The 14,809-nt window shown below is 63.8% G+C and carries 13 protein-coding genes; 5 read left to right on the top strand and 8 right to left on the bottom strand.

Annotated elements, in window-relative coordinates:
* Positions 1-172 precede the first annotated feature (172 nt).
* The 6 genes from K288_RS0110310 to K288_RS0110285 are packed head-to-tail and all read right to left on the bottom strand — an operon-like array spanning position 173 to position 6,307.
* Positions 173-1,114, bottom strand: a complete 942-nt coding sequence (locus K288_RS0110310) for an ABC transporter substrate-binding protein (RefSeq protein WP_027579474.1) — start codon at positions 1,112-1,114, stop codon at positions 173-175.
* On the bottom strand, positions 1,111-2,211 hold the full coding sequence (locus K288_RS0110305) for an LLM class flavin-dependent oxidoreductase (RefSeq protein WP_027579473.1): 1,101 nt from the start codon (positions 2,209-2,211) through the stop codon (positions 1,111-1,113). Before K288_RS0110305 ends, K288_RS0110310 begins: the two co-directional genes overlap by 4 nt.
* 32 nt (positions 2,212-2,243) lie before the next feature.
* Complete coding sequence (locus tag K288_RS0110300; protein ID WP_027579472.1) at positions 2,244-3,416, bottom strand: acyl-CoA dehydrogenase family protein; 1,173 nt, start codon at positions 3,414-3,416, stop codon at positions 2,244-2,246.
* Positions 3,410-4,207, bottom strand: coding sequence for an ABC transporter ATP-binding protein (locus K288_RS0110295; protein WP_027579471.1), 798 nt, complete (start codon positions 4,205-4,207; stop codon positions 3,410-3,412). The genes K288_RS0110300 and K288_RS0110295 overlap by 7 nt, the downstream gene beginning before the upstream one ends.
* A complete protein-coding gene (locus K288_RS0110290) occupies positions 4,201-5,232 on the bottom strand; it encodes an ABC transporter permease subunit (RefSeq protein WP_027579470.1) in 1,032 nt (343 codons plus the stop codon). The genes K288_RS0110295 and K288_RS0110290 overlap by 7 nt, the downstream gene beginning before the upstream one ends.
* Positions 5,210-6,307 carry an ABC transporter substrate-binding protein gene (locus K288_RS0110285; RefSeq protein ID WP_027579469.1) on the bottom strand — a complete coding sequence of 366 codons (1,098 nt, stop codon included), beginning with the start codon at positions 6,305-6,307 and terminating at the stop codon, positions 5,210-5,212. Before K288_RS0110285 ends, K288_RS0110290 begins: the two co-directional genes overlap by 23 nt.
* A gap of 501 nt (positions 6,308-6,808) precedes the next feature.
* Between K288_RS0110285 and K288_RS0110280 the strand changes: the two genes are divergently transcribed.
* On the top strand, positions 6,809-7,786 hold the full coding sequence (locus tag K288_RS0110280) for an ABC transporter substrate-binding protein (protein ID WP_027579468.1): 978 nt from the start codon (positions 6,809-6,811) through the stop codon (positions 7,784-7,786).
* A gap of 389 nt (positions 7,787-8,175) precedes the next feature.
* On the opposite strand, the gene K288_RS0110275 is transcribed toward K288_RS0110280, so the two are convergent.
* Positions 8,176-8,475: an HU family DNA-binding protein gene (locus tag K288_RS0110275; protein WP_027579467.1), complete on the bottom strand. Its 300-nt coding sequence runs from the start codon at positions 8,473-8,475 to the stop codon at positions 8,176-8,178.
* Positions 8,476-8,910: 435 nt separating this feature from the next.
* Between K288_RS0110275 and K288_RS0110270 the strand changes: the two genes are divergently transcribed.
* The 4 genes from K288_RS0110270 to K288_RS0110255 are packed head-to-tail and all read left to right on the top strand — an operon-like array spanning position 8,911 to position 13,983.
* On the top strand, positions 8,911-10,527 hold the full coding sequence (locus tag K288_RS0110270; RefSeq protein ID WP_027579466.1) for an ABC transporter substrate-binding protein: 1,617 nt from the start codon (positions 8,911-8,913) through the stop codon (positions 10,525-10,527).
* Positions 10,528-10,551: 24 nt separating this feature from the next.
* Positions 10,552-11,529, top strand: a complete 978-nt coding sequence (locus tag K288_RS0110265; protein ID WP_027579465.1) for an ABC transporter permease — start codon at positions 10,552-10,554, stop codon at positions 11,527-11,529.
* A 1-nt stretch (position 11,530) separates the two neighbouring features.
* Positions 11,531-12,361, top strand: coding sequence for an ABC transporter permease (locus K288_RS0110260; RefSeq protein ID WP_027579464.1), 831 nt, complete (start codon positions 11,531-11,533; stop codon positions 12,359-12,361).
* Complete coding sequence (locus tag K288_RS0110255) at positions 12,358-13,983, top strand: ABC transporter ATP-binding protein (RefSeq protein ID WP_027579463.1); 1,626 nt, start codon at positions 12,358-12,360, stop codon at positions 13,981-13,983. Before K288_RS0110260 ends, K288_RS0110255 begins: the two co-directional genes overlap by 4 nt.
* Before the next feature lie 93 nt (positions 13,984-14,076).
* Here the strand turns inward: K288_RS0110255 and K288_RS0110250 are convergent, their stop codons facing one another.
* Positions 14,077-14,664 (bottom strand): phasin family protein, encoded by a 588-nt coding sequence (locus tag K288_RS0110250; RefSeq protein ID WP_027579462.1) that lies wholly within the window; start codon positions 14,662-14,664, stop codon positions 14,077-14,079.
* Between the last annotated feature and the right edge of the window lie 145 nt (positions 14,665-14,809).

Raw genomic sequence — 14,809 nt, 5'->3', positions numbered from 1 at the left:
ATTTTTCCAACGATCACGCTTTTGGGAGCTACGCTCTCTCTCCCGCTTGCACCTGTGTCATTGCGAGCGAAGCGAAGCAGTCCATCTTTCGCTCGTGGCGGCATGGCTTGCTTTGCTTCGCTGGCAATGACGTGTTTTACTCAATCACATCGCGTCACACGCCGGCCCGGGTTCACAAACCGGTACCCTTGCCGATCGCAGTCGCGAACGAGCGGTCGACGATCTCGGCGGCGTTGAGCTGCTGCTTGATCAAGCCCCAGCGGTGATAGAGATCGATGGTCTTCTGCTCGTCGCTCACGACGCCGTCATCGATTGGCGCAATCTGGATCTTCGCCCGCGCCAGCCAGTTCAGCGGCACCGAGGTCGGGATGTTCATCAGCTTGCCCCAGGTCTCGGCATAGCCGGCCACATTGTTCTGGGACCACGCCCGTGCCGCGGCGAGGCGGCGGACGAAATCCTGCAGTTGCTCATGCTTGTCCTTGATCGCATTGGGCGTTGCGACCTGGAAGCCGAGGCCGGGCGTGATGCCTTCGGCGGTGATCACGCGGCGCGACTTGAACAGCACCTCTTCCTGGCTGACATAGGGCTCCCAGGTCGACCAGGCGTCCACCGACCCTTGCGAGTAGGCGACCTTGGCGTCCGACGGCGCGAGGAAGACGATCTGCACGTCGCTCGCCTGCCATCCCCTGGATTCGAGCGCGGCCAGGATCAACTGGTGACCGATCGAGCCGCGGCCGGTCGCGATCTTCTTGCCGCGCAGGTCGTCGAAACTCTTGATCGCGGATTTCTCGGGCACCACGATCGCAAGCCCGTCGCGCGACTGCCGCACGGCAGCGATTGCCTTCACCGGCACGCCCGCCGCGGCGGCAAAGGTGAAGGGCGCATCGCCGACCAGGCCGGTGTCGATCGCGCCGGCGCTGAGCGCTTCCAACAGCGGCGCGGCTGCCGCGAACTCCTTCCACTCGATCTTGTAGGGCACGTCCTTGAGCACGCCGGCGGCTTCCATCACCGCCTGCGAGTTGCCCTTCTGATCACCGACACGCAACGTGGTTTGTGCGGCCGCGGCGCCCATGCCCCCGAGTGCGAGAACAATCGCGAGAACAAACCGGATCATTCGGCGGCAATCCCACGCGTCGCATCGCGCGCGGCAATCAGCTTGCGCGTCAGCGGGATCAGCGCCCGGCCATAATCGATCGCATCGATCAGCGGATCGAAGCCGCGGATCAGGAAGTGGCTGACGCCGAGGTCGTAATAATCGCCGAACACCTCGGCGACCTGCTCGGGCGTACCGACCAGCGCTGTAGTGTTGCTGTTGGCGCCGGTCAGCTTGGCGATCTCGGTCCACAGCCGCTTGTCGATGCGTGTGCCCTGGTCAGCGAGCGCGAGCAGCCGCTTCGCGCCCGCGGTGGCATGACCGTCGGCCGGCTTGCGGTAGCCGGTCTGGTCCTGCAGTTCGGTGGCACGCGCGAGGATCGCCTCTGCCTTGGCCCACGCCTTCTCCTCGGTGTCGGCGAGGATCGGCCGCACCGAGAGGCTGAAGCGCGGCGCCGGCCGGCCGTGCCTGGCGGCAGCGGTGCGCACGCGCGCGGTGACGTCGCGTACCTGCGCATACGACTCGCCCCACAGCGCGAAGGTGTCGGCGTGCTTGCCCGCGACCTCGATCGCGGCATCCGAACCGCCGCCGACGAAGGTGTAGATGCCGCCCTTCTGATGCGGCTTGATCTGCGAAAAGCCCCGCTCGACCTGGTAGTACTTGCCACGATAGTCGAACGGCTTCTCACTGGTCCATTCCTGGCGGACGATGTCGAGAAATTCGCCGGTGCGCGCGTAGCGCTCGTCCTTGTCGTCGAGCGTATTGCCGTCCTGGCGCAGTTCGGTGGCGTTGCCGCCGGTGATGACGTGCAGCGAGACACGATCGGGATAGAACTGGTCGAGCGTGGCAAGCTGGCGCGCCAAGAGCGTCGGCGCGGTGAAGCCCGGCCGCTGCGCGATCATCACTTTCAGCTTCCTGGTAATGCCGAGCACGTGCTGGGCGACCTGCAGCGCATCCGGCGTCGTCGAGTGAAACGCCAGCAGCGCGCGATCGAAGCCGGCAAGCTCATGCGCCTTGGCAACCGTCTCGATATAGGGCGGATCGAGCACGGGACCGGAGCGGACGATGGTCTCGGACGCATTGTTGTTGGTGATGAAGCCGATGAACTCGACGGACATAGGGAAGCTCCGATCTTGTTGGCTGTTGTTGTTCAGATGCCCAGCGCCAGGCGTCCGGCGGAGATGCGGGTGGAGTCATCCTGCGGGGTGTGGACGCGGCCGCACAGCACATCGCGAAAATGCCGCTCCAGCGGATTGTGTCGCGACAGGCCGTGATTGCTGGCAAGTGACAGCGCCTCCTCCACCACAGCGACGGCGTTGTTGGTCACCGTCAGCTTGACGATATTGGACTCGGTCACACTGAGCAGCAAGCCAGCATCGAACTCGCCGGCAAAACTGTCGATCAGGCGCGCGTTGACCGCAAGCCGGGCCTCGATGCCGCCAAGGATTTCCTGGGCCCGCGGCAATGTCGCGAGCGGGGCGCCGAGGTTGGCCGGAACACGTTCGCGCAGGAACTTGACCAGCCAGTCGCGCGCGGCGCGGGCGACACCGTCATAGATGGCGGCCATGAAGATGGTCTGGATGGTCGACTGCGTCACGTCAGGTGCGGTCCATTCCTCCGGCTTGCGAACGTCGACCTCGTAATCGAGCGGGAACACGACGTCCTCGAAGATCACGTCGTGACTGCCGCTGGCGCGGAGGCCGAGATGGTTCCAGGTCTCCTCGATCCTCGTTCCGGGCAACCCCGCGGGGACCAGGAACTGACCGACGCGGGTTTCCGCCTCGTCGGTCCTGGCCCACACCAGATACCATTTCAGGATCGGCGCGCCGGTCGAATAGATCTTGCGGCCGCTCAGCCGCCAGCCGGTCTCGGTGCGGCGTGCAATCGTCGCCGGCAGGCCGCCGCGCGCAGGCGATCCGAGCTCAGGCTCGACACGTAGCGCATTGATCAAGGCCACGCCTTCGACTGTCTCCTTGGCAAGCTTGCGCGACAGACGCACGGGCCAGCGCGGGCTGCGCGCCATCACCAGATGGTTGATGTAGTGCATCGACAGCACGAGTGCGGTCGACGGATCGGCCTTGCCGATGATGCCAAGGATGCGCGCGGTGTCGCGGGCGCCCGCCCCTGCCCCGCCGAATGCCGCCGGGACGGTCAGCGCGAGGAGACCGGCTTTCGCGAGGTCGTCGAAATTCTGGAACGGAAAACTGGCGTCGCGGTCGTGTGCCGGCGCCCGCTCGGCAATGACCTCGGCGAGCTTCGAGGCGCGCGCGACATGGTCCGGCGCTTCTGACAGCGGCTGTTCTTTCGCCGCCGTCGTCACCATGTCGCATCGAGCCCAAGCAGGCCCAGAATCTGCCGGCGCAGATCGGCGAGATAGGGATCGCCGCGATGGCGCGGATATGGCCGATCCACCCTGATGTCAGCCTTGACGCGCGCCGGGCGGTCGCTGAGCACGATAACGCGGTTGGCGAGGAACAGCGCTTCCTCCGCATCATGGGTGACGAGCAGCGTGGTGAAGCCCTTGCGCTGCCAGAGCGAGACGAGCTCAGCCTGCATCGTGATCCGTGTCAGCGAATCCAATTTACCGAGCGGCTCGTCGAGAATGAGCACCTTCGGATCGTTCACCAGGGCACGCGCCAGCGCGACGCGCTGTGCCATGCCGCCGGAAAGCTGGTGCGGATAGGCCTTCCTGAAGGCGGAGAGGCCGACGAGATCGATCGCCGCATCGACCCGCTGCCGCTGGCTCTTCAGGATGCCCTGCGCCTCCAGCCCGAGCGCGACATTGTCCCAGACCGAGCGCCAGGGAAACAGCGTCGGATCCTGGAACACGACGACGCGCGACGGGTGTGGTCCCGCGATACGGATCTCGTCCTCACGCAACACGCCGCTGCGTGGCTTCTCAAGTCCGGCGACCAGCCGGAGCAGCGTGGACTTGCCGCAGCCCGACGGGCCGAGCAGCGCGACGAATTCGCCGGGCTCGATCGCCAGGGTGACGTCGTCCAGCACCGGCAACACGGCGCCATCGATATCGAAGGCATGATTGACGTGCTCGATATCGAGCGCAGCGCCGACCGCAGGATAGGCGATAGCTTCGGCCAAGGCAGCGGTTACCATTTGACGACGCCTTTCTGCCAGCCCAGCAGCCGATCGCGCGTCTTGAACAGCAGCGTGATCGCGCCGGAGCAGAGCAGCGACATCACGATCAGCGCGGCATACATGTTGGCATAGGCGGCCCAGCCCTGCGCCCACTGCAGGTACCAGCCAAGTCCGGCCTTGACGCCGATCATCTCGGCCACGACCAGCACCGCGAACGAGGCGCCGAGCCCCATGAACAGGCCGACGAAAACGTGCGGCAGCGCTGCGGGGATCGCCACCTTCAGCACCAGGAAGGACGGCTTTGCCCCCAGCGTGCGTGCGACGTCGTAATAAGCATTTGGCACGCTCGCAACGCCCGACCACGTCAGGACTGTCACCGGGAAGCCGGTGGCGAGCGCGATCAGGAAGGTGCTCGCGCTCCAGCTCGAGGGGAAAGTGAAAAAGGCGATCGGCAGCCAGGCGGTGGCCGGCAACGGCCCGATGAAGCGCAGCACCGGATGCACCCAGTAGCCGACCTTCTGCGACCAGCCGATCGATACCCCAGTCAGGAAGCCGATGGCCGCGCCGATAAGATAACCGCCGAGCTGCAGCTTCACCGACGCGATGACGCTGTCGAGCAGTTTCGGCAGATCGTCGGTATAGACTTCCAGGATCGCTTGCGGCGGCGGGAAGAACGGCAGCGGCAACCAGCCAAATTTTGCCGTGGCGATCTCCCACAGTGTGAAGAAGGCGCCGAGCGCAAGGAGCCACGGGGCGCGGCGGCGCAGCCCTGCCCCGGCGCTACCCAGGAAGTCGGCGCCAAGCGTGCCGAACAGCGCGAAGGCCGCAACCACGAAGGCGCCGATGCCGAGCGATTGCGTGCGCGACCAATCGCCGAGATCCGGCCAATAGAGGCAGGCCGAACCGAATGCCAGCCAGGTCAGAGTTGCGCCCACGCCGGCACCATAGTCACCGCTGCGAAGTTTCTCGGACCAGCCCCGGCCGATATGCGCTGCAGCCTGTCCGGCTGCAGCAGGGGTATCAGACACTGAATACGTCGACATAAATGCGTTCCGCGAATTTCGCCGTGTCTGTGCTCTGCTTGAACACCGAGACGGTCTTCAGGTCGTCGGCATAGCCCTTCAGCTCCTGCTTCAGCGCTGCGCCGACGGGGTGGTGATGATGGGTGTGATAGCGCGCCATCGCTTCGAGATCGGCGAGCGAAGCGGCCTTCGGCGCATAGGGCTGGAACGACTTCGCAGCCTTGTCCGGATTCTGCGAGGTGAACATCGCGGCGTCGAGCAGCGCCTGGGTGATCGCGCGCGCGACATGCGGCTCGTTGCGCACGAGAGAGCCGCGGAGGCCGACGATGCAGCAGGTCTTGTCGCGATATTCGCCGTCGAGATTGGAGGCGACTTCCTTGTACTGACTGTCGTTCAGCCAGAGATAGGCGAGCGGATCGGAGGCGAGGAAGGCCTGCACCTCGCCCTTCTCGACCGCGACGTTGAGGAGATTGCCGGGATAGGCGCGCCAGTCGACGTCCTTGTTCGGATCGATGCCCTGCTTGGCAAGCTGGATCGAGAAGAAATTCTTGTCGGGACCCGCGAGATCGCCGACGGCGACGATCTTGCCCTTGAGGTCGGCAAGCTTGTCGACGCCGGAGCCTGCGCGCGTCAGCACGCGCATGCAGCCGCCATGGGTGCCGGCGGCGATCTTGACGTCGAAGCCCTGCTCCAGCGGCTTGAGCCAGCGCAGCGCCATGCCGAGCCCGGCATCGCTCTTGCCGGTGGCGATCGCCTCGAGCAACTGATCCGTCGAGCCGCTGTAATTGACGAGCTCGATGTCGAGGTTCTGCTTCTGGAAGAAGCCGTAGTCGATCGCGACCGGCAGCGGCGCCAGGCACACCGAACCCGCGTTCCATGACAGCTTCAATTTGCGCGGCGCGCCGGTCAGCGGCGGCGCGTCGGATGCGGTCTTGCAGATGGGAAATTCGGAGAAGTCGATCGCCGGTACCACACCACGCGCGGAAAATGCCCGCGCGCCGAACGCCCCGATCGGCGCCGCAAGCGCTGCTGCCGCGCCGGCCCGCAACAGCGTGCGCCGATCCATCGCCAATCTATTCTTCTCTTCAATCGACATGTTCACCCCTAACGTTCGACATGGCTCCGCCGTCCGCGCGAGCCGCCTGGCCCGTGCGCGTTCCGTTCGGAGCTATTGTTGTAAGAAGGCCGATTTCTCCGGCGTCGCTGTCGCACTCAAAGCAACGCATAAAACCGCACTCAAAGCAACGCACAAATGATGCGGTGCGATCGTGTCATCGTCAATGAAATGGAATTTCGAATCTTAAGTGCGCGAAGGGGATTATCTCCACAATCCCTGCGGCGGACGATGAAACGATTTCGTCGTGACGCGATCGTCGGCAGCGTACGTTCCTCGCCAATTGCGCGGAGATTGGCGACGTCTTGTAACGCCGCACGTAGCGCTTTCTCCGCAGAGGAGACCAACGAGACGTTCTTTGTCGCAAGCGTCGCGAATACAGATTTCCGTTTCGTTGACTGCGAGAGCTTCACTCATAGACTTGATGGAACGCTCATGTGCTTTCCACGCAATGGGCGAGAGAAATCAGAAAAAGAGATGGACATGAGCAGACCCACTCACCTTCACTCCGTCACGCGCAAGATCGCGACTGCACTCGTCGCTACAGCAATCACGCTTTCTTCCGTCTTTGCAGCGCTCGCCGACGACACGATCGTGCTGCGCGTCGGAGACCAGAAGGGCGGCAACCGTTCGCTGCTCGATATCTCGGGTTTCGGAAAGGATCTGCCTTACAAGATCGAGTGGTCGGAATTTCCTGCGGCGGCACCAATCCTCGAAGCCTTGAACGCGGGCGCGCTCGATGTCGGCTATACCGGCGACCTCTCCTTTCTTTCGGTCTATGCGTCGGGCGCACCGATCAAGGCAATCGGCGGCACCCGCTCCGACGCCAGGACGCAAGCCCTCCTGGTGCGCCAGGATTCACCGATCAAGAGCGCGGCTGATCTCAGGGGCAAGCGGCTCGCCGGCACGCGTGGCGGCTGGGGGCAATTCCTGATCGACGCGACGCTCGAGAAGTCCGGCTACAAGCTCGAGGACGCAACCTTTGCGCCGCTTGGTCCCGTCGACGCCAAGATCGCGCTGCTCGCCGGATCGATCGATGCCTGGGCGGTGTGGGAGCCCTATGTTTCGTTTGCGACGCTAAAGGACAAGGCGCGGGTCGTTGCCGACGGCCAGGGCCTGACCCCGACCATCACCTTCATCGTCGCCTCGGACAATGCCATCGCCACCAAGCGCGCCGCGGTGCAGGACCTGCTGCAGCGGCTGAACAAGGCACGGCTGTGGTCGCTGGATCATCTCGCCGAATATGCGAAGAACACCGCCGAACTGACCAAGCTTCCCGAAGACGTGCTGCTGAGCGCCTACACGGCGCAGAAGACCAGTCCGATCGCGATCGACGAGAACGTGGTCAAGGAAGTGCAGGAAGCCTCCGACCGCGCCACGCGATACGGCATCCTCTCGAAGACACTCGACGTCAGCAAAGCTGTCGATCGCAGCTTCACGACCGCGGCGAGTCTAAATTGATCGTCTCTCGAAAGGGAGGTTGGTGCCACCTCAATGGACGCTGCGCCCTCTCTCCCGCTTGCGGGAGAGGGCGGGGTGAGGGTGTCTCCACGATGGGGCTCTTCGTGTGAAGGGAGCCCTCGCCCGGCGCTATGCGCCGACCTCTCCCGCAAGCGGGAGAGGTGGAAAAAAGAGAGGAGACGTGCGGTGCCCGGCCCTCTTCATCTCGCGCTCATCGTCGCGGGCCATCTGGCGTGCATGGCCTTGCTCGTGGGGCTTTCGCTTTGATGGCTTGCTCGCACGAGCTGATTGACGCGCCCTGCGCTGCGGAGGGAATGGGGATCAGACCTTACGCGAACGCCGGGCGCACCTCATAGCAAAAAGGCCCCCGCTTCCGGAGGCCTCTTGCCTTAGACCGCGTCTTTGGCAGCCTTGACCGGGCGAGCCCGGACGACCTTGCGGGCCGGCTTGGCCTTGAACACCGTCTCTTCGCCGGTGAAGGGGTTGGTGCCCTTGCGCGCCTTGGTCGCGGGCTTCTTGATCACCACGAACTTCGCGAAGCCGGGGACGAGGAACACGCCGTTCTTCTTCAGCTCCTTATGACCGACATCGGTGAGGGTATCCATCACGTTCTTGACGTCGCGCTTGGAGAGTTCGGTGGTGGTCGCGATCTTCTCGATCAGTTGCGACTTCGACAATTGGGTAGCCATGGTTGCTCCATTGATTCTGGAAACGGCACGTTATGGCCGAAACCGGCTAAAAAAACAGGATTTTCAGCATTCTTCACAGCTATATCGCCGCTGATACGTCGGAATCCTGCATTTTTCCCGGGTTTTTTCGCTGGTCGAGGCCCTCCGTCGCCCCAGAGAGCCTTTCTATACGCCCGCGAGCCGGCCGTTCGACACCCCGCTGGCCCCTATTTTTCCGCTGCAGATTCGCAGTTGGTGATTCGCGGCCCCCGCCCAAGGCCGCCTCATTGAGCCGCAGCCGATAGCGCCTGTCCGGTGTGAAGTCAGGAGAATGATCGTTCGGATTGTGCGGCAATTAAGAAAATGACCCGGGTTCCCCACCCAGCATAACATCGGCTAAAGACGGACTGCGGCCCCATGCCGCGCGCTGCCCGTCGCCACTTCTGGAGACCTTGTATGGATTTGACCCGCCTCGAGATCAACCGCCGCACCGCGCTTCTGACCTCGGCCGCCATCGCCGCCAACGTCATCAACCCGATGCGGGCATTTGCGCAGGAGACCCCGCGCAAGGGCGGCGTGTTCAACGTCCACTACGGCGCCGAGCAGCGCCAGCTCAATCCGAGCCTGCAGGCCTCGACCGGCGTCTACATCATCGGCGGCAAGATCCAGGAGAACCTGGTCGACCTCGACGCCAACGGCAAGCCGGTCGGCGTGCTCGCCGAGAGCTGGGAAGCCACCCCCGACGGCAAGACCGTCACCTTCAAATTGCGCAAGGGCATCACCTGGCACGACGGCAAGCCGTTCACCTCTGACGACGTCGCGTTCACCGCTATGAACATGTGGAAGAATATCCTGAACTACGGCTCGACCCTGCAGCTGTTCCTGACCGCCGTCGACACGCCCGATCCGCAGACCGCGATCTTCCGCTACGAGCGGCCGATGCCGCTCAATCTCCTGCTGCGCGCCCTGCCCGACCTCGGCTACGTCTCCGCCAAGCACCTCTACGAGAACGGCGACATCCGCCAGAACCCGACCAACCTGGCGCCGGTCGGCACCGGACCGTTCAAATTCGTTAAATACGAGCGCGGGCAATACATCATCGCCGACCGCAATCCCGACTACTGGCGCCCGAACGCCCCTTATCTCGACCGCATCGTCTGGAAGGTGATCACCGACCGCGCCGCCGCAGCCGCGCAGATGGAAGCCGGCGAGTTGCAGTACAGCCCGTTCTCGGGGCTCACGATCTCGGACATGGCGCGGCTCGGCAAGGACAAGCGCTTCATCGTCTCCACCAAGGGCAATGAGGGCAACGCGCGCACCAATACGATCGAGTTCAACTTCCGCCGCAAGGAACTTTCCGACATCCGCGTCCGCCGCGCGATCGCCCATGCGATCAACGTGCCGTTTTTCATCGACAACTTCCTCGGCGATTTCGCCAAGCTCGGCACCGGCCCGATCCCCTCGACCTCGACCGACTTCTATCCCGGTCCAGACACGCCGCAATATCCTTACGACAAGGCCAAAGCGGTCGCGCTGCTCAATGAAGCCGGCTACAAGCCGGGCCCCGGCGGCACGCGCTTCTCGCTGAAGCTATTGCCCGCGCCGTGGGGCGAGGACATCTCGCTGTGGTCGACCTTCGTCCAGCAGTCGCTGCAGGAAGTCGGCATTCCCGTCGAGATCGTGCGCAATGACGGCGGCGGGTTCTTGAAGCAGGTCTATGACGAGCACGCCTTCGACCTCGCCACCGGCTGGCACCAGTACCGCAACGATCCCGCGGTCTCGACCACGGTTTGGTATCGTTCCGGCCAGCCAAAGGGCGCGCCCTGGACCAACCAGTGGGGCTGGGAAGACAAGACGGTCGACAAGACCATCGACGATGCGGCCACCGAGGTCGATCCGGTCAAGCGCAAGGCGCTCTATGCCGAGTTCGTCAAGGAAGTGAACACGGAACTGCCGGTCTGGATGCCGATCGAGCAGATCTTCGTCACCGTCATCACGGCGAAAGCCCGCAACCACTCCAACACGCCCCGCTGGGGCTCGACGAGCTGGCACGATCTTTGGCTTTCCGCGTAACACCTTATCCGTCAAGATAAGCGCATGCGCATCTTGAGCCTTGCGGGGCGGCGGCTCGCCGCCTCGATCCCGACACTTATCCTGATCCTGATCGGCGTCTTCCTGCTGCTGCAGATGGCGCCGGGCGACACCGTCGACGCGCTGATGGCCCAGATGGGGGGTGGCGACGCCGCGACCGCGACCGAGTTGCGCAAGTTCTACGGGCTCGACCTGTCGGTGCCGATGCAGCTTGCGAACTATCTCTGGCGCTTGGTGCGGCTCGATCTCGGCTTCTCCTCGATCTACGGCAAGCCGGTGGCGTCCGTAATCCTGGAGCGGCTGCCGCCGACGATCCTGTTGATGACGGCGTCGCTGTCCTTTGCATTCTTCTTTGGTCTCGTGTTCGGCGTGATCGCGGCGCGCGGCGTCAACCGCTGGCCGGATACGCTGATCTCGACGCTCGGATTGATCTTCTACGCGACGCCCTCGTTCTGGTTCGGCCTGATGGCGATCGTGGTGTTCTCGGTCTACCTGCAATGGCTGCCGTCGGGTGGTTTCGAGGATATCGGCACGGTGCAGACCGGCATCTGGCGCGTGCTCGACATCGCACGACACCTCGTGCTGCCCACCTTGACGCTCGGGCTGATCTTCCTTGCCATTTACCTCCGCATTATGCGCGCCTCGATGCTGGAGGTGCTCAACCTCGATTTCGTCCGCACCGCCCGCGCCAAGGGCCTGGACGAGACCCATGTCGTGACGCGGCATGTGCTGCGCAATGCGCTGCTGCCGATGGTGACGCTGATCGGGCTGCAGGCCGGCACCATGCTCGGCGGTTCGGTGGTGGTCGAAAGCGTGTTCTCGCTGCCCGGGCTTGGGCGGCTGGCCTACGAGTCCGTGGTGCAGCGCGACCTCAACACGCTGCTCGGCATCGTGTTCGTCTCGGCCCTGCTCGTGATCGTGGTCAACTTCGTGACCGACCTCCTCTATGCGCGGCTTGATCCACGCATCTCGGCGGATGGCTGACATGGACGCGCTGAAACGCTATTTCCGCAGCCCCGCAGCGGTGATCGGCCTGATCCTGCTGCTCGTCGTGATCGCGATGGCGATCAGCGCCGGCTGGCTCTATCCGCGCGATCCACTGTCGCTCGCAGGGCGCCCGCTGATCTGGCCGTTCGCCAATCCACGCTTCCTGCTCGGCACCGACAATTCCGGGCGCGATATCGCCGCCCAGATCTTCTACGGCGCGCGGATTTCGCTTCTGATCGGCGGCGTCGCCACCGCGATCGCGATCCTGATCGGGATCCTGGTCGGCGCCTTCGCCGGCTATTACGGCGGCTGGGTCGACAATGTCCTGATGCGGATCACGGAGGCATTCCAGACCCTGCCGAATTTCGTGCTGTTGCTGGTGCTGGTCGCGGTGTTCGGCTCGACGCTCACCACCGTTACCATCGCGGTCGGCGTCGTATCCTGGCCGGCGCCGGCGCGATTGACCCGCGCCGAGTTCCTCTCGTTGCGTAACCGCGAATTCGTCCAGGCCGGCAAGACGCTGGGGATGCGGGACATCAAGATTATCCTCGGCGAGATCCTCCCGAACGCGCTGCCGCCAGTTATCGTCTATGCCAGCGTGGTGATGGCGGTCGCGATCCTCCTGGAGAGCGCGCTTGCCTTCCTCAGGCTGTCCGATCCCAATGTCGCTTCGTGGGGCAATTTGATCGGGCTCGGCCGCGATGTGCTGCGGGTGCAGTGGTACGTCTCGGCGATCCCCGGGATCGCCATTCTCGTCACCGTGCTCGCGGTATCGCTGGTCGGCCAGGGGCTCAACGACGCCCTCAATCCGAGGCTGAAGAGCCGATGAGCGAGGCCATCCTTTCGCTCGAGAACTTAAGCGTGCGCCTGCCAGAGGGCGCCGACCGGCCCCATGCGCTGTCGGACGTTTCGCTGTCGATCGCCTCGAACGAGATTCTCTGCGTGGTCGGCGAATCCGGTTCCGGCAAGTCGATGATGGCGAACGCCATCATGCGGCTGTTGCCGAACGAGGTCAAAATCGAGAGTGGCAGGATGCTGTTCGAGGGCCGCGATCTCTGCGCCGCCGATACGGCCGAGATGCGCGAGGTGCGCGGCGCCGGCATCGCCATGATCTTCCAGGAGCCGATGACCGCGCTCAATCCGCTGCGCACCATCGGCGACCAGATCGGCGAGATGTTCTCGATCCACACGGAACTATCGAAAGCAGAGATCAACGCGCGCGTGCTGGCGCTGCTCGCCGACGTGCGTATTCCTGATCCCAAGCTCGCCGCGAAGGCCTATCCGCATGAGCTCTCCGGCGGCCAGCGCCAGCGCGCCATGATCGCCATGGCGCTGGCGCTCGATCCAAAGCTCCTGATCGCGGACGAGCCGACCACGGCCCTCGACGTCACCACGCAGGCGCAGATATTGAAGCTGATCCGCGACCTGCAGCAGCGCAAGAAAACGGCGGTGCTGTTCATCACCCACGATTTCGGCGTCGTCGCGGAGATCACCGATCGGGTCGTGGTGATGCAGCATGGCAGGATCGTCGAACAAGGCACGGCTCACCAGGTGCTGAGCCATCCGGCACACCCCTACACCAGGCAGCTCATTGCCGCCGTACCACCGCTGAAAGCACCGCCGCCACGGCCGCTGTCGAGCGAGAACATCCTGACGATTGCCAACGTCTCAAAAACCTATCGCACCGGCGGCTTCCTCGGGCGCGGCGCGCGCGTCACGGCTGCGGTCAAGGATACTTCTCTCGATCTGCCCAAGGGAGCAACGCTCGGCATCGTCGGTGAATCCGGCTCGGGCAAGTCGACCCTGGCGCGCTGCATCGTGCGCCTGATTGATCCCGATTGCGGATCGATCGTGCTCAATGGCAAGGACTGGGCAAAGCTGTCGCGCGAGGAAGTCCGCCACCAGACCCGGCATATCCAGATGGTGTTCCAGGACCCGTTCGCCTCGCTCAACCCGCGCCGCAAGGCCGCCGAGCTGGTCGCGCAAGGACCGATCGTCCACGGCACGCCGCGCGCCACGGCAATTGCCGAAGCCAGGAAATTGTTCGAGCTGGTCGGGCTTGATCCGTCCGCCGGCGACCGCCACCCGCATGAATTCTCCGGCGGGCAGCGCCAGCGCATCGGGCTCGCGCGTGCGCTGGCGTTGAAGCCTGACGTGCTGGTCGCGGACGAGCCGGTCTCGGCGCTCGACGTTTCCGTGCAGGCGCAGGTGCTGAAGCTCCTGGCCGACCTGCGCCAGCGGCTCGGCCTCTCCATCATCTTCATCACCCACGATCTGCGCGTCGCCGCACAGATCTGCGACCTCGTCGCCGTCATGAAGGATGGCGCGGTCGTCGAGCAGGGATTGGCCGCCGAGGTGTTCGGCAACCCGAAGCATCCCTACACCCGGGCGCTGCTCGATTCGATCCCCGGCGGCGAGTTCGCGCGCGAGCACGAAACGATGAGTATGTAGGCGCGCGGTGCAGCCGAAGATTTCTGGCTGCAGACAGAGCGGCTGAGGAATTCAGCCGCCCTGTCCGTGACTGTCGGAACGACGGAAAGCCAACTAGGCCGCGCGCCGTTCGATGGTCTGAGCCATGCGCTTTGCGGTATCGTCCGCCGCCTTGAGCGACATGTCGGCCATTCGTCGGCCGCTTTCCAAAGCATTCTCCATGGTTTCTCGCACAAAGTCACTTTGGACGGCGACGACATCCTGAGGAGTTCGGCAGCGCCACAATTCATTCATGCGGTTCATACTGCACTCGATCTGGTGCCGGACGAATGCGAGGTACTCTTGCGACATCCCACTCATCCCCTTGGCGATTGCGGTGGTGGAATGAAGTGCGCTGGCCGCGCTGTGAGCCGACCTTTCGGCTGCACGTTGCGCTTCCTCCGATACCCCCAGTGCACGGCCAAGTTGATCGGTAGAGCGACCCATGACTGTCGTCGTCATGTCCAGGCCGAACCGCAAGGCGTTCTGTACCGCCTCGGCATTTTGTCGCAGCAGATCGGCGCTGGCCCGAGCCATCTCTTGACTGACCTCAGCCGCGGTTTCTCCGATCCGACTGGTCTGCTCCGCAGTTCTCTCGCTTACACGTCGAACTGCATCTTCGGCGGCTTGGGTAGACTTATCCTCTTGGCGTGGATTTGCCATCTTTATCGCCTCCATTATTGATTGCAGTTGGATGATTATAGTAGTCGGGATTCCCGTGCGATTTGGCTCGCTGAACAGAGGTGGAATCCTTCGCAACCAAACGCGGTGGGTTTAGAACCGTTCCGGCATTTCCCAAGCTTTCGGG

The organism is Bradyrhizobium sp. Ai1a-2 (genome assembly GCF_000426245.1).
In the GTDB taxonomy this organism is placed as follows: domain Bacteria; phylum Pseudomonadota; class Alphaproteobacteria; order Rhizobiales; family Xanthobacteraceae; genus Bradyrhizobium.
Note: the sequence above shows the minus strand (reverse complement) of the source record. Positions and strands in the feature narration are given on the sequence as shown.